The following is a 16,521-nucleotide window of genomic DNA, read 5'->3' as shown; positions in this document are numbered from 1 at the left end:
CTTGGGTCGCCCGCATAAAGCGGGCGATGACTTCCTAAGGGGAGCGGCTCGTTCAGACGGCTGACGTCGCCTTTTCCCCTACTTCTTCTTGTCGCCGCCCCAGGGCAGGCGCGCCTTGACCCCGTCCATCGGCGTCTTGGTCACGGTCACCGGCGGCGGCGCGGCGATCACCGGCTTGGGCAGGGGATAGGCCCGCCATCCGGTCTGGATCAGGGCCTCGAAGCCCTGGCAGCGCGGCAGGATCCGCACCGCGCCGGTCCTGGGGCGGGCGAAGGGCGGCGGCTGGCGCACCTCCTGGCGGCGCGGATCGATGAAGGTCCAGTCGCCGGGCAGGGCGTAGCCCTTCTCGCCGCCGGTCTTGACGGCCTGGTAGGCGAGGTTGGCCTGGAAGGGCTTCACCCCGTATTTCAGCATCGCCCGCAGGAAGATCAGGTCGGCCTCGCCCCGCTTGCCCGGCTCGCCCACGGCGTAGAGCCAGTCATGGACGATGGCGGCCCGCGCCGTCGGCCCCTGCGGGTCGATGAAGCCCTGGCCGTACCAGGGCACGCTGGCGAAGTCGGTGACGTACCAGCGCGGCACGACGATGACCTTGCCGGTCTCGACGTCGCAATAGGGGAACTCCGCCTCCAGGGTGAAGAGCTTGCGGCCCTCCTTCGACTGGTTGAACAGCATCACCGGCTGCGGCGTCAGCGAGCTCGGCGGCGTCGGCGCGACCACGGGCACGAACACCGTGGTGTTCGTGGTCGTCGTGCAGGCGGCGAGAGCCAGGCCCATAGCGATAGAGGCGGCGAGCGAAAGCTTGGAGCGCAGGGTCATGGTCTGGCGGGATTGGGAGGAACGGGCGAGCGATGCCGTCTTCTGGCGGCCGAAATGCGGCGGATCAAGCGGTCATGGTGAAGCTTGGCCGTCGATTACAAAGAATTGCGCGCCCGGTGCGCTGTTCCACCGCAGGACGATCTGTGAGAATGTCTCGCAAAGCCGACTGTCGCCCCTCGGAGATTTTCCCATGATCACCCGTCGCCTGATCGTCGCCAGCGCCCCGCTGGTTGTGCTCGCTCCCAGCCTCGCGCTCGCCGGGCCGGCTCCGGCCTTCACCGCCAAGGACATCGACGGCAAGACCCGCTCGCTGGCCGAGTTCAAGGGCAAGACCGTCGTGCTCGAATGGGTCAACGAGGGCTGCCCCTATGTGAAGAAGCACTATTCGGGGAACATGCAGGGCCTGCAGCAGGCCGCCACCGCCGACGGCGTCGTCTGGCTCAGCGTCGCCTCCTCGGCCCCCGGCAAGCAGGGCTATTTCGCCGACGGCGGCCAGGCCCGGACCTGGATCAACGCCAAGGGCGCCAAGCCGACCACCCTGCTGCTCGACTCCGAAGGCGTGGTCGCCACCGCCTACAAGGCCAAGACCACCCCGCACATGTTCGTCATCGATCCGGCCGGGCAGGTCGTCTACCAGGGCGCCATCGACGACAGGCCCAGCAACAAGGTCGAGGACATCGCCGGCGCCAAGAACTACGTCGCCGCCGCGCTGTCGGACCTCAAGGCCGGCCGCAAGGTCGCTGTGCCGGCCAGCCAGCCGTATGGCTGCGCGGTGAAGTACAAGGATGCTTAAGCAGCGACCCTCTCCCCCTGGGAGAGGGAAAATTAGGCCGCCGGCTGCGGCGGCGCCGTGATGACCTCGACGTTGTCGTTCAGCAGGTAGACCATGTCGCGCAGGGCCTGGTCCTGGGTCTTGACGGTCTTGGCCTCGGCCATCGCCGTCAGCTTCTCGGGCAGGTCCTGGCTGATGCCGCGCAGGATGCATTTCAGGTCGTCGACCGCGCCGCGCTCCTTCAGCGTGACGTGGCCCTTCATGTCGAGCGCCGACAGGGCCTCGATCTCGGCCTTGAAGGCGGTGAAGCCGGCCAGCGGCACGGCGGCGGCGGCCGGATCCTTCGGCAGGGCCTCACGATAGCCCTCGACCTGGTGCTTCAGCGCCCCAGCCCTTTTCACGATATCGGCAAAGAGGGGCTCGCTCGCCACCGAAGCCGGGGCCTGACCCTGCTGCACCACGGCCGGAGCCTGGTCGACAGGCGCCGCCGAACCGGTCGAGGCCAGCCAAAGCATGGCGGAAAAGGCGATCGCATCGCAGGACATCGCACGCTCCGGGCGAAAAACGTCATTGGTCTTCATGACGTCGAGACGGACCTTTGGTAAGCCCGCTTCCGTAAACACCGTTTTACTACATTAGGAGACGCTTGTGGCCGATCTCGACGCCGCCTGGACCCGCCTGGAAACCGCCGCCAAGGCCGCCGGGGAGAAGCGCATCGTCGAGTTCTTCGACGCCGAGCCGCAGCGCCTGGAAAACCTGACCCTCGACGTCGCCGGCCTGCATCTCGACCTCTCCAAGCAGGCCTGGGACGAGGCCGGCCTGGAAGCCGCGCTCGACCTGGCCCACGCCGCCGACGTCGAAGGCGCCCGCGCCCGCATGCTGGGCGGTGAGGCGATCAATTCGTCCGAAGGCCGCGCCGTGCTGCACGTGGCCCTGCGCGCCAAGGCCGACGCCGACATCAAGGCCCAGGGCGTCTCGGTGATGGCCGATGTCGAGGCCGTCCGTGGCCGGATGAAGGCCTTCGCCGAGGCCGTCCGCTCGGGCGCGATCAAGGGCGCCACCGGCAAGCCGTTCAAGGCGATCCTGCACATCGGCATCGGCGGCAGCGACCTGGGTCCCCGCCTGCTGTGGGACGCCCTGCGTCCGGTGAAGCCGGAGATCGACCTGCGCTTCGTGGCCAACGTGGACGGCGCCGAGTTCCTGCTGACCACGGCCGACCTGGATCCGGAAGAGACCCTGGTGGTGGTGGTCTCCAAGACCTTCACCACCCAGGAGACCATGTCCAACGCCGCCGCCGCCCGCGCCTGGCTGGTCGAAGCCGTGGGCGAGCAGGGCGCCAACGCCCACCTGGCCGCCGTTTCCACCGCGCTCGACAAGACCTCGGCCTTCGGCGTCGCCGACGAGCGGGTGTTCGGTTTCTGGGACTGGGTCGGCGGCCGCTATTCGCTGTGGTCGGCGGTCAGCCTGTCGGTGGCCGTCGCCGCCGGCTGGGACGTGTTCCAGGGCTTCCTCGACGGGGCGGCCGAGATGGACGCCCACTTCGCTTCGGCCCCGCTGGAGAAGAACGCCCCGGTGCTGGTGGCCCTGGCCCAGATCTTCAACCGCAACGGCCTGGACCGCCGCGCCCGCTCGGTCGTGCCGTACTCGCACCGCCTGCGGCGCCTGGCCTCGTTCCTCCAGCAGCTGGAGATGGAGAGCAACGGCAAGTCGGTCGGCCCCAACGGCCAGCCGGCCGCGCGCGGCACGGCCACCGTCGTGTTCGGCGACGAGGGCACCAACGTCCAGCACGCTTATTTCCAGTGCATGCACCAGGGGACCGACATCACGCCGATGGAGCTGATCGGCCTGGCCAAGTCGGATGAAGGTCCGGCCGGCATGCACGAGAAGCTGCTGTCGAACCTGCTGGCCCAGGCCGAGGCCTTCATGGTCGGCCGCACGACGGAAGACGTGGTCGCCGAGCTGCAGGCCAAGGGCGTCCCGGAAGCCGAAATCGCCACCCTGGCCCCGCAGCGCACCTTCGCCGGCAACCGTCCATCGACGCTCGTCCTGCTCGACCGCCTGACGCCGCAAACCTTCGGCGCCCTTATCGCCCTCTATGAGCACAAGACCTTCGTCGAGGGCGTGATCTGGGGGATCAACAGCTTCGACCAGTGGGGCGTGGAGCTCGGCAAGGTGATGGCCGGCCGCATCCTGCCGGAACTGGAAGCCGGCGCCGTGGGCGCGCACGATCCGTCGACCTCGGCGCTGATCGGGCGGTTGAAGAAATAAGGTCCCGATCCTTCTCCCCTTGCGGGAGAAGGTGTCGCCGTAGGCGACGGATGAGGGGTCTCTCAAAAGCAAGACGCCGCGACAGCTGATCGGCCGTCGCGGCGTTGCTGTTGGTGCGACCCCTCACCCGACCCGCTTCGCGGGCCACCCTCTCCCGCAAGGGGAGAGGGACCCAGAGCGTTAAAACGTTTTCCGCACCCTCAGCTGCACGAACGTCCGCGGGTCGATGTCGCGGACCTCGACATAGTCGATCGTGCGCGGGCTGCGGCTGGCGTAGACCGTGCGGGTGATGACGAAGTCGTCCCACAGGTTCAGCTGGGCGCGGATGGCCAGGGTCGTGGTCGGCTTGTACTCGACGAAGGCCTCGTAATAGTTCGTGCCGCGCCACTTGCTGGTCTGGTCGGGGCCGTAGGTGCCCTGACCCAGCAGCGGCAGCCAGTTGATCCCCCACTGGGTCTTCCAGCTGACGATGTCCTGCTCGAAGCCGAGATTGGCCTGGGTCGGGCGGACCTGCGAGATCGGCCGTTCCTTGCCCGTGGTCGGATCGACGACCTTGGTCTGGTTCCAGTCGTTCTTGAAGGTGAAGCGGCCGCCCTTGATCCCCAGCTTGTCGGTCGGCACCACGATGTTGAGCGCCAGCTTGTCCAGCGTGCCGTCGCCGATGTTGCCGGTCGCCGACTGGTTCGCGCCGATCGGCAGGCGGTCGATGACACCGATGATCTCGTCGTGGCGCAGGGTCAGGGCCACCACGCCCTGGCCCCAGAAGCGCCGCTCGTAGCTCAGTTCCGAGATCCAGCGCTGCTCGGGCACCAGGTCGACGTTGCCGGCATAGACGTTGCCCTCGCTGAACTCGGCCGAGGCGGCGAAGTCGCCGAAGTCCAGCTGGCCCAGTTCGCGCTCGAAGCGGAAGCGGACCTGGTGGCCGGCCTTGGGCGTCCAGGTCGCCTGGAAGCGGGGCTTGGCGTAGAAGAAGCTCTTCTCCTGGTCGGCGTCGCCCGACTGGCTGATGGTCGAGGTCTCCAGCCGCAGGCCGCCCTCCAGGGTCAGCTTGGGGTTCACCCGCCAGGTGCCCTTGGTGAACAGTTCGCCGCGCAGTTCCTCGACCTTGACCGAGGCCGAGGGCAGCACGATCGGCGTGCCGCCCACCGAATAGGCCTGGTCGACGTCGAGCATGTTGTAGGCGACCTCGCCGCCGGCCTCGAGGGTCAGGCCCGCCGAACGCTCGTGGCGCACCAGGGCGCGCAGGATCGATTCCTGGGTCTTGCCCTCGGCGGTGAAGCGCTCCTCGCCGCCCGCCACGCCGCCGACGGTCTGGCCGTAGGTCGCCACCTCGTCATAGCTGCTGAACTCGTGGATCGCCCGGGTCTCCAGCGACCAGCGCGGGGCCAGCGGGCGGGTGTAGGTCAGACCCAACTCGCCGGACTTGTTGTCCTCTTCGTAGGCACTGCGGCGGAAGGCGGTGGGCGAGGCGGTTTCCTGCCATTCGTCCCAGTTGCTGATCCCGTACTTGGCGGTGGCCTCCAGCTTGCCGCCGGCGACCGGGCCCGAATAGTTGCCGCGGATGCCGGTGCTGCCGCCGTAGCCGTCGTTCAGGAAGCTCTCGTCGCGCAGCAGGGCGCCGGCGGCGCTGCGGCGGGTCAGGCGGCCGTCGCCGTTGGAGTCGCTGGAGCTGATGCCGTCCGACAGGGTGACGCCCCAGCTCTTCTCGCCGTCGCGGGCGGTGAACTGGTAGGAGCCGCCGTAGAGGTCCTTGCCGCCGTCGAAGATGGCGCTGTTGTGGGTCAGGATCGACTGGCGGCTGACGCCCTTCTTGAGGATCACGTTGGCCACGACGCCATAGCCCTGCATGTCGATGCCCGGGGCGCCGCCGCGGATCAGCTCGATGCGCTCGACCTGGTTGGCCGGGGTGCGCGACAGCACGTTGGAGCCGGTGTCGTTCTTCGAGGCCGGACGGTTGTTGTTGATCAGGATGTTGCCGACCGAGCCCTCGAAGCCGCGCGTGCCGGCCCCGTCATTGACCACGAAGCCGGGCAGGCGCTCGACCATGTCGAGGGCGGTGTTGGGGCGAAGGGTCGAGAAGAAGTCCGGCACGAACACCAGCACGCCCTTCTGGGCGGCGTCGTCCAGCGGCGCCTGGCTGACCGGGCCGGTCGGAACCGGCGCCTGGGCGGCCTGCGCCGTATCGGCGGCCTGGGCCGCGCCGGCGGCGAACAGCAGGGCGGCGGCGGTGGCGAACAACGCGGACTTGGACATCTAACTTCCCCTCAATCCCGGGGAAGGTCTTGCCGCTTGGAGGCGTCGATCTCAAATTAAACGGCTGAAATGTGGATTAAATATAGGAAATCATTACGGGAAGTACAGGTTGGGTATCTCCCTAACTCCCGTCATTCCCGCCCTTGTGGCGGGAACCCCTCTGTCAGCGGCAAGGGCGGAAGAGGCGGACTGCCAAGCAGTCCGCTGGCGCCTCACGTGCGGCGGAACCAGGGTTTCCCGCCACAAGGGCGGGAATGACGGGATGCAGGGGAAGGGTCAGCATCCTCACCGCTTCCGATAGATCTCCGCCTCGATGATCCCCAGGGCCCCGCCGGCCTTGACCTTCTCGGCGCCGGTGTCGAAGCCGGCCTTGGCGCCGGTGATCTCGACGATCTTGCCGAAGCCGTCGCGGTCGGCCGTGGCCCCGGTCAGGGCGATGCGCAGGCGTTGGCCCTTCACCGGCTTCAGCGGCAGGGTGACGTAGCCCAGGCTCTTGGGCGCCTCGCCCTCGTAGACCACTTGGCCGTCCATCGTGATGCGCAGCGGATAGGACCGCAGGCGCCAGCCGATCAGCTTCAGCACCATCTCGTCGGCGACCTGGGGCTTGCCGAGGTCGTACTCGATCCAGGCGTTGGCCAGCTGGCCATCGCTGGCCCAGTGGGTGGTCTCGTCGTCGTCGGCGGTCGCGCCGGCCGTGTCGGCGTTGGAGCCGGCCAGGATCTTCGCCGGCCCCAGCGTGTCGCGGCGGACCTTGAACGCCGGCGTCGTCGGCGTCGGGCCGCGCTCTAGGCTTACGGGGAGCAGCTGCGCGTCCGCCGTCGGCGCGACGGCGTCCAGCGTGATCGTCGCGGGCTTCAGGCCCTCGGCCGTGGCGGTCACCGTCACCTTGCCGGCCGCCAGGGTCGACCGCAGCGCCACGCGATTGACGCCGCCCTCGACCGGCAGGGTCTTGGCCAGGATGTAGTTGTCGTCCTTGCGGTTGGCGCCGGCATATTGGGTGACGGCGTCCACGCCGGCCGGACCCTTGGTCACCGGCTCGCCCGAGGCCGAGACGGGCGCCTCGGTCGGCTTGGCGCCGCCCTTGGAATCGCCCTGAGCGATGCCGCCGCGCCATTCGGCCGGGCCGGCGACGTCGAAGGAAACCAGATCCAGCGCCGTCGGCACGCGGCGGCCTTCGGCGTCCACGGCCTCGACATCGACCAGCGCCACGTCGGCCGCGTCGGCCTTCCAGCCGCCCGGGCCGGTGCGCGGCGTCAGGCGCAGGGCCACTGCCGGTCCCGTCGTGACCCGCTCGTCGCGCGCCGTCTCCTGGCCCTTGGCGTCGCGGGCGATCGCGACCAGCGCGCCCGGCGCATAGGCCACGCCCTTGAAGGTGAAGAGGAAGCCGTCCGACTTCACGCCCTGGCCCAGCGACTTGCCGTTCAGCACCAGCTCGACGCTGTCGGCGCTGGACACGACGGTGACGTCCTTCACGACGCCGGCCGCGTAGTTCCAATGACCGACCAGATGGGCGCGGGGCTTTTCGACATCGACCCAGCCGTCCCACATCACCTGATGGGTGAAGAAGCCCTCCTTGGGGATCCGCATGGCGTCCACCTCGCCGCTGCGGCGGTAGTTGTTGTCGCCGCGGAAGTGGGTGTTGCTGTCGGAGAAGATGATGTTGACCCCGCCCGAGCTGACCCGGTCGCCGCCGCCCGGACGTTCGCGCCAGTAGTCGAACCAGCGGCGCACGGTCTCGGCGACCATGCTGTCCTGGTTGCGGTTGTAGTCGGGGCTGTCCTTGTGGAACGGCGGGGTGAAGGCGTCCTGGAACTTCCGGGCGGACTCGTCGCGGGAATATTCCATCGCCCACACCGGCTTTTTGGCGCTCTTGTTGATGTAGAGCATCTCGCCGCCGTACTCGGCGACCTTGCTGCCCTGCATCTCGCGCGAGCCGATGGCCCGGCCGCCGTGCGGGTCGAACTGATCGCGCACCACCTTAAGCTGCGCCATGTGGTCTTCGCTGATGTTCTCGTTGCCGCCCTCGTAGAACACGATCGAGGGGTTGTTGCGGAAGGCGATGATGGCGTCGCGCATGGCCTCCACCCGCTGTTCCCAGCGGCGGCCGGAAACATCGCTCTCGGCGTCGCCGGCCGGCATGGCCTGCAGCAGGCCCACGCGGTCGGACGACTCCACGTCCTGGCGGGCCGGGGCGATGTGCATCCAGCGCACCAGATTGCCGCCGCTTTCCACCATCAGGCCGTTGGAGAAGTCGCTGATCCACGGCGGGATGTCGGTGCCGAGCGCCGGCCACTCGTTGCTGGTGCGCTGGGCGTAGCCGTGCACCTGGAGGGCGCGGTCGTTGAGGAAGACGGTTCCGTTCCTGAACTCGGTCTTGCGGAAGCCGGTGCGGGTCAGGGCGCTGTCCACCACCTTGCCGTTCTCCACCAGCTCGGTGGTCACCGCGTAGAGATAGCCGTAGCCCCAGCTCCAGAAGTGCAGGTCCGACAGCCGCTTGCTGGCCGAGACCATCTTCGTTTCGCCCGGCGCGATGGTCACGGCCGGGGCGGTGAACTGGCCGGCCGGCTTGCCGTCGACGTCCTTCAGCGTAACGCGATAGGCGAAGGTGCGGGGGCGGGCGCCGTCGTTGCGCACTTGGCTCTCGGCGTGGACGGTGGCGGCGCGGCCCTTGATGTCGAAGCCGTCGGCCCAGACATAGACGCCGGTCGTGCCCAGGCTGGAATAGAGCGGCAGGGTCTGGTGCAGGTCGCCGGTCAGGTGCAGCCGCACCGCCCGGTGGATGCCGCCGTAGTTCACATTGAAGTTGTTGTTGTTCCACTGGAAGCCGCTGCCGGTGGCGCGTTCCTTGTACTTCCAGTCGTTGTCGACCCGTACGGCGATGACGTTCACGAACGGCGCGGGCTTTAGCAACTTGGTGGCGTCGACCCCGAAGGCGGTGACCCCGTTCTCATGTCCGCCGGCCAGCACGCCGTTGACGTAGACGTCGCCGGCCTGGCGCACGCCCTCGAAGTCGAGGATCGCCCGGCCGCCCGCCGCCGGACCTTTGTGGGTCGGCAGCACGAAGCGCTTGCGATACCAGGTGATCCCGGTCGACTGATCGTGGATGTCGCCGGCGAAGGCCTCGTCCTCGTTGAAGGCGCGGGGCAGGGTGACCGGCTTCCAGGCGGCGTCGTCGAAGGCCGGGGCTTGCGCGCCCTGAACGTCGCCGGTCGCCATCCGCCAGCCGTCGTTGAACGGGGCGTCCAGCCGCTGGGCCAGGGCTTGCGCGGTGCTCAGCAAGCCAACGAGGCCCAGAGGGACCAGCGAATGAGTCAGTGGGCGCCGCATGAACCTCTCCCAAGTCGATCAGTATTGGTCAGGCCAATTTATCGTTGGGTGCAGATGTGGCTTGACCGCCGTTCGCGTGTCAAGTCGATCTCACAATTCCGAACCTCATCCCACATTTCGAGATTTTTGAACTGAGTCGATGCGCGCTGGTCACCGCCGCGAGCCTGCGCTATACGCCGCCGCGATGACCCGCACGCCGCACCACCACGGCCACCACCACCATCCGACCTCGCCTCGCGGGATCGGCCGGGTCTGCTCGCTCTGAAGCGAACGCCCTGCCAGAGCCCCGCCTAGCGGATGGGGCTTAAGTGCAAGCGCCATCCGTCGAAGCCTAGAGATTTCTAAGGACCGACGATGACCGACGCTTCCGACGACGCCAAGAACCAAGACTTCCGCCCCGAGGCCCGCGCCCCGCGCGGCTTCGCCGACAAGCGCGCCCGCGACCTGCGCGCCGAGAAGGCGATCCTCGAGGCCGTCTCGGCCGTCTATGAGCGCTACGGCTTCGAGGCGCTCGACACCGGGGCCTTCGAATATGCCGACGCCCTGGGCAAGTTCCTGCCCGACAGCGACCGTCCCAACGAAGGCGTCTTCGCCCTGCAGGACGACGACGACCAGTGGATGGCGCTGCGCTACGACCTGACCGCGCCGCTGGCCCGGTTCGCCGCCCAGAACTGGGAAACCCTGCCCAAGCCCTTCCGCCGCTACGCCTTCGGTCCGGTGTGGCGCAACGAGAAGCCGGGTCCCGGCCGCTTCCGCCAGTTCATCCAGTGCGACGCCGACACCGTGGGCTCGGCCCGCCCCGAGGCTGACGCCGAGATCATCGCCATGGCCGTCGAGGGCCTGGAGGCCGCCGGCCTGCCGCGCGGCGCGGCGGTTCTGAAGATCAACAACCGCAAGCTCCTCAACGGCCTGCTGACCGGCGCCGGCGCGACCAGCGAAGGCCAGAAGCTGGCCGTGCTGCGCGCGGTCGACAAGCTCGACCGCTTGGGCGTCGAGGGCGTGCGCCTGCTGCTCGGCGAAGGCCGCCTGGACGACAGCGGCGACTTCACCAAGGGCGCGGGCCTGGCCGGCAAGGCCATCGACTCGGTGCTGGACTTCGTCCAGGCGGGCGTCGGCGGCCGTTCGGCGACGCTGAACAACATCGCCAAGGTCGTCGCCGGCTCGGCCGAAGGCGACGAGGGTCTGGAAGAACTGGCCAAGATCGACGCGGCCCTGACCAGCCTGGGCGTCGCCGACGACCAGGCGATCATCGACCCGTCGATCGTGCGCGGCCTGGAATACTACACCGGCGCGGTGTTCGAGGCCGAGCTGCTGCTCAGCACCACCGACGAGAAGGGTAACAAGATCTCGTTCGGCTCGATCGGCGGCGGCGGTCGCTACGACGACCTGGTGGCTCGCTTCACCGGCAAGTCGGTGCCGGCCACCGGCTTCTCGTTCGGCGTCTCGCGTCTGGCGGCGGCCCTGCGGGCGGCCGGTCGCGAGCCGGCCTCGGCGGCGCGCGGTCCCGTCGTGATCATCAATTTCGACCAGGCCCACATGGGCGAGTATTTCGCCGTCGCCGGCCAGCTGCGCGCGGCGGGCATTCCGGCCGAGGTCTATCTCGGGACCTCGGGCATGCGTCCGCAGATGAAATATGCCGACCGCCGCCTGTCGCCGGCCGCCATCATGCTGGGCGGCGACGAGATCGCCGCCGGCACGGTGACGATCAAGGACCTGGACCTGGGCCGCGAGCTGGCCTCGGGCGTCGCCGACAACGCCGCCTGGAAGGCCGAGCGGCCCGGCCAGCAGACCATTCCGCGCGGCGACCTGATCGCCGCCGTCCGCAAGATCATCGGGGGCTGATCCGTTGAGGCTAGAGCGTTCCATCCCGGCGGAGGCGCTCGACGCCATCCGCGCTCCGTTCCTGTCGGCCGGCGCCGTCCCGACCGACGCCCCGGTGCTGCAGCCCCTGGGCCTGCTGCTGGACCTGGCCGGCGAGGCCATGCGCTCGCGGCTGTTCGTCGTCTCCGGCGACGGCGGCGACGAGGCCTGCCTGCGCCCGGACTTCACCGTCGCCGTGGCTCGCCAGCATCTGGCGTCCGGCGTCGAAGCCGGCCGCTACCTCTATGAAGGCAAGGCCTTCCGCGTCGCCCCGCGCGGCAGCGACCGGGCCGAGGAATTCCTGCAGATCGGCGTCGAGGCCTTCGAGGCCGCCGATCCGGTAGCCGCCGACGCCGAGATCGCCGCCCTGGCCTGGGCCGGCGCCGCGGCCGGCGGTCGCGACGACCTGACCCTGCTGCTGGGCGACGTCGGCCTGTTCGCCGCCTTCGTCGACAGCCTGGACCTGACCCCGCCGCTGGGCGCGCGCCTGAAGCGCACCTTCTCGCGTCCGCGCCAGCTGAAGGCCGAGCTCGAGGGCGAGGCCGCTCCCGCGCCCGCCAGCGAGCGCAGCCGCATCGCCGCCCTGCTGGCCGGCCTGCCGGAAGCCGAGGCCGCCGCCGTGTTGCAGGAGCTGTGGTCCCTGGCCGGCATCGAGCCGGTCGGTGGTCGCCGCCCCGCCGAGATCGCCCATCGCCTGGTCGAGAAGGCCGAGGTGGTGAAGGCCGGCCGCCTGTCGCCGAAGGAAGCCGACAAGGTCCGCGCCTTCCTGGCCGTCAGCGATGCGCCGGACGCCGCGCTCGACGCCATCGCGGCCCTGGCCGGCCCGAACCGCGCTCCCCTGGACGCCGCCATCGAGGGCTGGCGCAAGCGCCTGGCCGGCATGGTCGCCGGCGGCGTGCCCGCCGAGCGCATCCGCCTGAACGCCGCCTTCGGCCGGGCCTTCGGCTATTACGACGGCTACCTGTTCGAGGTGCGCAGCGCCGCCCTCGGCGAGGAACGCCCGGTCGCCGCCGGCGGCCGCTACGACAGCTTGCCCGCTCGCTTGGGCGCCGAGACCAAGACCGGGGCCGTGGGCTGCATGGTGCGCCCGGCCCGCGCCTATGCCGGAGGCGGCGAATGACCGCGGACACCCCGATGATCTTCGCCATCCCCTCCAAGGGCCGCCTGAAGGAACAGGTCGAGGCCTGGCTGGCCGACTGCGGCTTCCGCGTCGAGATGACCGGCGGCGCGCGCGGCTATTCGGCCGAGTTGTCGGGCCTGCCCGGCGTCTCGGTGCGGCTGCTGTCGGCGGGCGACATCGCCGCCGGCCTCGACAGCGGCGACCTGCACTTAGGGGTAACCGGCGAGGACCTGCTGCGCGAGCGCGGCGACGACATGGATAGCCGGGTGATGCTGCTGCGCGCCCTGGGCTTTGGCCGCGCCGACCTGGTGGTGACCGCGCCCAAGAGCTGGCTCGACGTCGACACCATGGCCGACATCGACGAGGTCGGGCACCTGCACCTGGCCAAGACCGGCCGCCGCCTGCGGGTGGCCACCAAGTACGTCACCCAGACCCGGGCCTTCTTCGCCCGCCACGGCGTCGCCGACTACCGCATCGTCGAGAGCAGCGGCGCCACCGAGGGGGCGCCCGCCGCCGGCGCGGCCGAGCTGGTGGTCGACATCACCACCACCGGCGCCACCCTGGCGGCCAATGGCCTGAAGGTGCTGTCCGACGGCGTCATTCTCAAGAGCCAGGCCCAGCTGACCGCCTCCCTGGTCACGCCGTGGACGGACAGCCAGCTCGACTCGCTGTCGCGCCTGCTGTCGGTGGTCGAGGCGAAGGGCCGGGCGCGCACGCTCGCCACCCTGGTCTGGCCCGCCGAGCAGGACGTCGCCGGCCAAGCCGCCGTCGCGCCGTTCGTCGAGGCCGGCGGTTCGCGCCGCGCCAACGGGGCCCTGCTGGCGACCGGCGACCTGTTCGCCGCCGCCGCGGCCCTCGCGCAAGCGGGAGTCGAGCCGGTAACCGTGTCGCGTCCCGACTACGTTTTCGAATCCCGATCGGCGGTGCTGGAAGCTCTTGCGAAGCGTTTGCGCACCGACATTTGACCGTTCTGTCAAAAATAGGCCAACCGAACGGTGCTTAGTTTGACTGGAACGTCCAAACTACCCGGTTGACGTCAAAAAAACGTCCAACCCCTTACAGAATCCAGATCGTTGCCGTTGACACGATCTCGGTTTTGCCGTTTTCTGACTGGGCAAGAGAGAAACGGGTCCACAGAGAACCCCCTCTCTTCGGCGTTTCGGGGAGGAAACGCCCGCCTAGATCGAATGATCAAGAAATAGCCGGACCCGTCGCGATTATCCCCCGCGGCGGGTCTTGGTGTATCTGGGCCCTGGTTTCCATTTTCGACAAAAGAGTCAAAAATTCTGAACAGGCGTTTGAGCTTGGCTTTAAGCTTGCCTACCCTCTCCCAAAGGGAGAGGGGGGCCAGGCGATAGCCTGGGAGGGTGAGGGGTTACGCCGCCAACCGTCGTGCCGGCACGCTGTCTTCGGTCCCTAACCCCTCATCCGGCGCTTCGCGCCACCTTCTCCCTCTGGGAGAAGGATCAGGTGCGCGCCAGCCGCCCATCCTTCAGCCCCAGTGTCGCCGTCTCTCCGGCCCGCAGTGACAGCGTCACGCTCTCTCCACCCAGCTTGACCACGTGCCGGCCGGCTTTCGCCGCCGTGAGCCGCGCGCTCTCCAGCCGACCCTCGCGCCAGCGCACGTCCACGCCCACAGCGCCGCGCGCCTTCAGCCCGGTGATGTGCCCCGTCGGCCAGGCCGAGGGCAGGGCGGGCAGCAGGTGGAGGGCGCCGTTGCGGCTTTGCAGGACCATCTCGGTCATGCCCGAGGTCCCACCGAAATTGCCGTCGATCTGGAACGGCGGGTGGGCGTCGAACAGGTTGGGATAGGTGCGCTCAGGCCCCAGCAGCAGCTTGAGGATGCCGTGGGCGTGGTCGCCCTGGCCCAGCCGCGCCCACAGGTTCAGCCGCCAGGCGATGGCCCAGCCGGTCGACAGGTCGCCGCGCGTCTCCAGCGTCTGGCGGCAGGCGGCCGCCAGGTCCGGCGTGGTGTCGAGGCCGATCTGGTCCGACGGGAACAGGCCGTAGAGGTGCGAGACGTGCCGGTGGTGGATGTCCTTGGCGTCGGCGTCCCAGTCCTCCTGCCACTCCTGCAGCTGGCCGTCCTTGCCGATCCTGTAGGGCGCCAGGCGATCACGGGCGGCGGCGAACTCGGCGGCCTGCTCGGCGTCGACGCCCAGGACCTTGGCCGCGTCGATGCAGGCGTTGAACAGGTCGCGGACGATGGCCTGGTCCATGGTCGGCCCGGCGACGATCGACGAGCCGTGGCCGTGGTCGTTCTCCGGCGAGATCGACGGGCTGGTCACCAGCTTTCCGGACTTGGGATCGACCACCAGGGCATCGACGAAGAACAGCGCCGCGCCCTTCATCGTCGGATAGACGCGGGCCAGATAGGCGGCGTCGCGGCCGTAGTCGTAGTGGTCCCACAGGTGCTTGCACAGCCAGGCGCCGCCGGTGGGCCAGACGCCGAACTTGGCGCCGTCGATCGGGGCCGTCGCCCGCCAGAGATCGGTGTTGTGGTGGGCCACCCAGCCACGCGCGCCGTACATGCCCTTGGCCGTGCGGGCGCCGGTGATCGCCATCTCCTGCACCATGGCCACCAGGGGCGCGACGCATTCCGATAGCGCCGTGGGCTCGGCCGGCCAGTAGTTCATCTCGGTATTGATGTTGATCGTGTATTTGCCGCCCCAGGGCGGGCTCATCTTGTCGTTCCAGATGCCCTGCAGGTTGGCCGGCTGGCCGCCGGGGCGCGAGCAGGCGATCAGCAGGTAGCGGCCGTACTGGTAATAGAGCGCCGCCAGGGCCGGATCGTCCGTGGTCGGCGAGAGGCGGATGCGCTCGTCGGTCGGTCGTGCGGCGGCGGCCGTGGTCCCGAAATCGACCGACACGGCGCGGAACAGCCGGCGGTGGTCGGCGCGATGGTCGGCCAGCAGCGCCGCCCACGGCTTGCGGGCGGCCTTGGCCAGCACCGCCTTGTTGGTGGCGACCGGATCGCCCGAGACGTCGTCGAAGCGGCGATAGCTGGTGGCCGCGGCGACCAGCAGCAGAACCTCGTCGGCCCCGCGCACCGACACGGCCTTGTCGGCCGCCGAGACCTTGCCGCCCCTGGCGATCACCTTGACCCGGCAATCGACCTTCAGCGCGCCCTGGATGCCGAAGTGCGTGCCGTTGCGGCCGCTGAGAACCAGGGTGTCGCCGCCCTCGACGGTGACGGCGGGCTTCAGCGGGCTGTCGAAGGATAGGTCCAGCCCGATCGCGCCGCGCCTGTCGGCGGTCAGGCGAATGGCGATCACCCGGTCGGGCGCGCTGGCGATCACCTCGCGGCCGTAGGCGACGCCGTCGTGGGCGAAGCGGGTGCGGGCGGTGGCGGCGTCGAGATCGAGGTCGCGCAGATAGGCCTCGGCCGTCTCCGGCAGGCCAGGGAATGTCAAAACGAGGTCGCCGAGCGTGTTGTAGGGCTGCTGGCGCACGGGCGTGGCCATGAACTTGGCGTTGGCCAGGTCCGTGGCGGCCGCGTAGTCGCCGGCCTCAATCAGGCGCCGGATTTCGGGCAGGGCGCCGGCCGCCTCCGGATTGACCGGGTCATAGGGCCCGCCGCCCCACAGGGTGTTTTCGTTGAGCTGGATGCGCTCCCTGGCCACGCCGCCGAACACCATGCCGCCCAGGCCTCCGGACCCGACCGGCAGGGCCTCGACCCATTCCTTGGCCGGCTGGCGGTACCACAATTTCAGGTCGCCGGCGGGAGCGGGCGGCAAGGGTGCGGCGAGAGCCTCGCTGGCCAGGATCGCGGTCGCGGAGCCGCCCAGCAGGGCATGGCGTCGGTTCAGCTGCATGGGGCGTAGTCCCTTCCCAAAGGCGCGCGCCTGTGTCCGGCGCTTTGCGGGCATCAACTCATGGGAGCGCTAACATTACAAGATGACACCGGGGGACATTTTCAGATGCTCCCCCTGGAGGGGGAGCTGTCGCGAAGCGACTGAGGGGGAAGCGGCAGCGAAATCGGCCGATACCGCGGAAGCTGAAAACGGGGCGCCCCCCGCCCCCCCGCCCCCACCCCCCCCCGCGGGGGGGGATAGAACACCCCCCCCAACCCCCCCCCCCACAGCGCCCGCGCAGACCCCCGGGG

The 16,521-nt window shown here is 69.3% G+C and carries 11 protein-coding genes; 6 read left to right on the top strand and 5 right to left on the bottom strand.

Translation table 11 applies throughout. The features are described 5' to 3' along the window. Positions 1–78: 78 nt before the first annotated feature. Complete coding sequence (locus I4Q42_RS06180; RefSeq protein ID WP_198575194.1) at positions 79–816, bottom strand: DUF1353 domain-containing protein; 738 nt, start codon at positions 814–816, stop codon at positions 79–81. A 190-nt stretch (positions 817–1,006) separates the two neighbouring features. Between I4Q42_RS06180 and I4Q42_RS06175 the strand changes: the two genes are divergently transcribed. Further along, the gene (locus I4Q42_RS06175; RefSeq protein WP_198575193.1) at positions 1,007–1,609 is read left to right on the top strand and encodes a thioredoxin family protein; all 603 of its coding nucleotides are present in this window, start codon (positions 1,007–1,009) and stop codon (positions 1,607–1,609) included. A 32-nt stretch (positions 1,610–1,641) separates the two neighbouring features. Here the strand turns inward: I4Q42_RS06175 and I4Q42_RS06170 are convergent, their stop codons facing one another. Then, positions 1,642–2,133, bottom strand: a complete 492-nt coding sequence (locus tag I4Q42_RS06170; protein ID WP_198575192.1) for a hypothetical protein — start codon at positions 2,131–2,133, stop codon at positions 1,642–1,644. A gap of 103 nt (positions 2,134–2,236) precedes the next feature. On the opposite strand from I4Q42_RS06170, the gene pgi reads away from it, so the two are divergent. Then, on the top strand, positions 2,237–3,856 hold the full coding sequence (gene pgi / locus I4Q42_RS06165; RefSeq protein ID WP_198575191.1) for a glucose-6-phosphate isomerase: 1,620 nt from the start codon (positions 2,237–2,239) through the stop codon (positions 3,854–3,856). A 180-nt stretch (positions 3,857–4,036) separates the two neighbouring features. Here the strand turns inward: pgi and I4Q42_RS06160 are convergent, their stop codons facing one another. Together I4Q42_RS06160 and I4Q42_RS06155 are read right to left on the bottom strand one after the other, a co-directional pair. Continuing rightward, the gene (locus I4Q42_RS06160; protein ID WP_198575190.1) at positions 4,037–6,109 is read right to left on the bottom strand and encodes a TonB-dependent receptor plug domain-containing protein; all 2,073 of its coding nucleotides are present in this window, start codon (positions 6,107–6,109) and stop codon (positions 4,037–4,039) included. Between the two features lie 285 nt (positions 6,110–6,394). Beyond that, the gene (locus tag I4Q42_RS06155; protein ID WP_198575189.1) at positions 6,395–9,436 is read right to left on the bottom strand and encodes a DUF4982 domain-containing protein; all 3,042 of its coding nucleotides are present in this window, start codon (positions 9,434–9,436) and stop codon (positions 6,395–6,397) included. Between the two features lie 139 nt (positions 9,437–9,575). Between I4Q42_RS06155 and I4Q42_RS26345 the strand changes: the two genes are divergently transcribed. The 4 genes from I4Q42_RS26345 (at position 9,576) to hisG (ending at position 13,381) form a co-directional block, all read left to right on the top strand. Beyond that, positions 9,576–9,701, top strand: coding sequence for a hypothetical protein (locus I4Q42_RS26345; RefSeq protein WP_269816471.1), 126 nt, complete (start codon positions 9,576–9,578; stop codon positions 9,699–9,701). 89 nt (positions 9,702–9,790) lie between these two features. Continuing rightward, positions 9,791–11,278: a histidine--tRNA ligase gene (gene hisS, locus I4Q42_RS06150; RefSeq protein WP_198575188.1), complete on the top strand. Its 1,488-nt coding sequence runs from the start codon at positions 9,791–9,793 to the stop codon at positions 11,276–11,278. Between the two features lie 4 nt (positions 11,279–11,282). Then, complete coding sequence (locus tag I4Q42_RS06145) at positions 11,283–12,416, top strand: ATP phosphoribosyltransferase regulatory subunit (RefSeq protein WP_198575187.1); 1,134 nt, start codon at positions 11,283–11,285, stop codon at positions 12,414–12,416. Beyond that, positions 12,413–13,381, top strand: a complete 969-nt coding sequence (hisG, locus tag I4Q42_RS06140) for an ATP phosphoribosyltransferase (protein ID WP_198575186.1) — start codon at positions 12,413–12,415, stop codon at positions 13,379–13,381. The genes I4Q42_RS06145 and hisG overlap by 4 nt, the downstream gene beginning before the upstream one ends. Before the next feature lie 501 nt (positions 13,382–13,882). Here the strand turns inward: hisG and I4Q42_RS06135 are convergent. Then, a complete protein-coding gene (locus tag I4Q42_RS06135) occupies positions 13,883–16,231 on the bottom strand; it encodes a glycoside hydrolase family 95 protein (RefSeq protein WP_198575185.1) in 2,349 nt (782 codons plus the stop codon). Between the last annotated feature and the right edge of the window lie 290 nt (positions 16,232–16,521).

Origin of the sequence: Caulobacter hibisci (assembly GCF_016135805.1) — a bacterium.
In the GTDB taxonomy this organism is placed as follows: domain Bacteria; phylum Pseudomonadota; class Alphaproteobacteria; order Caulobacterales; family Caulobacteraceae; genus Caulobacter; species Caulobacter hibisci.
The sequence above is the reverse complement of the archived record's forward strand: the minus strand, read 5'-3'. Positions and strand labels throughout refer to the sequence as shown.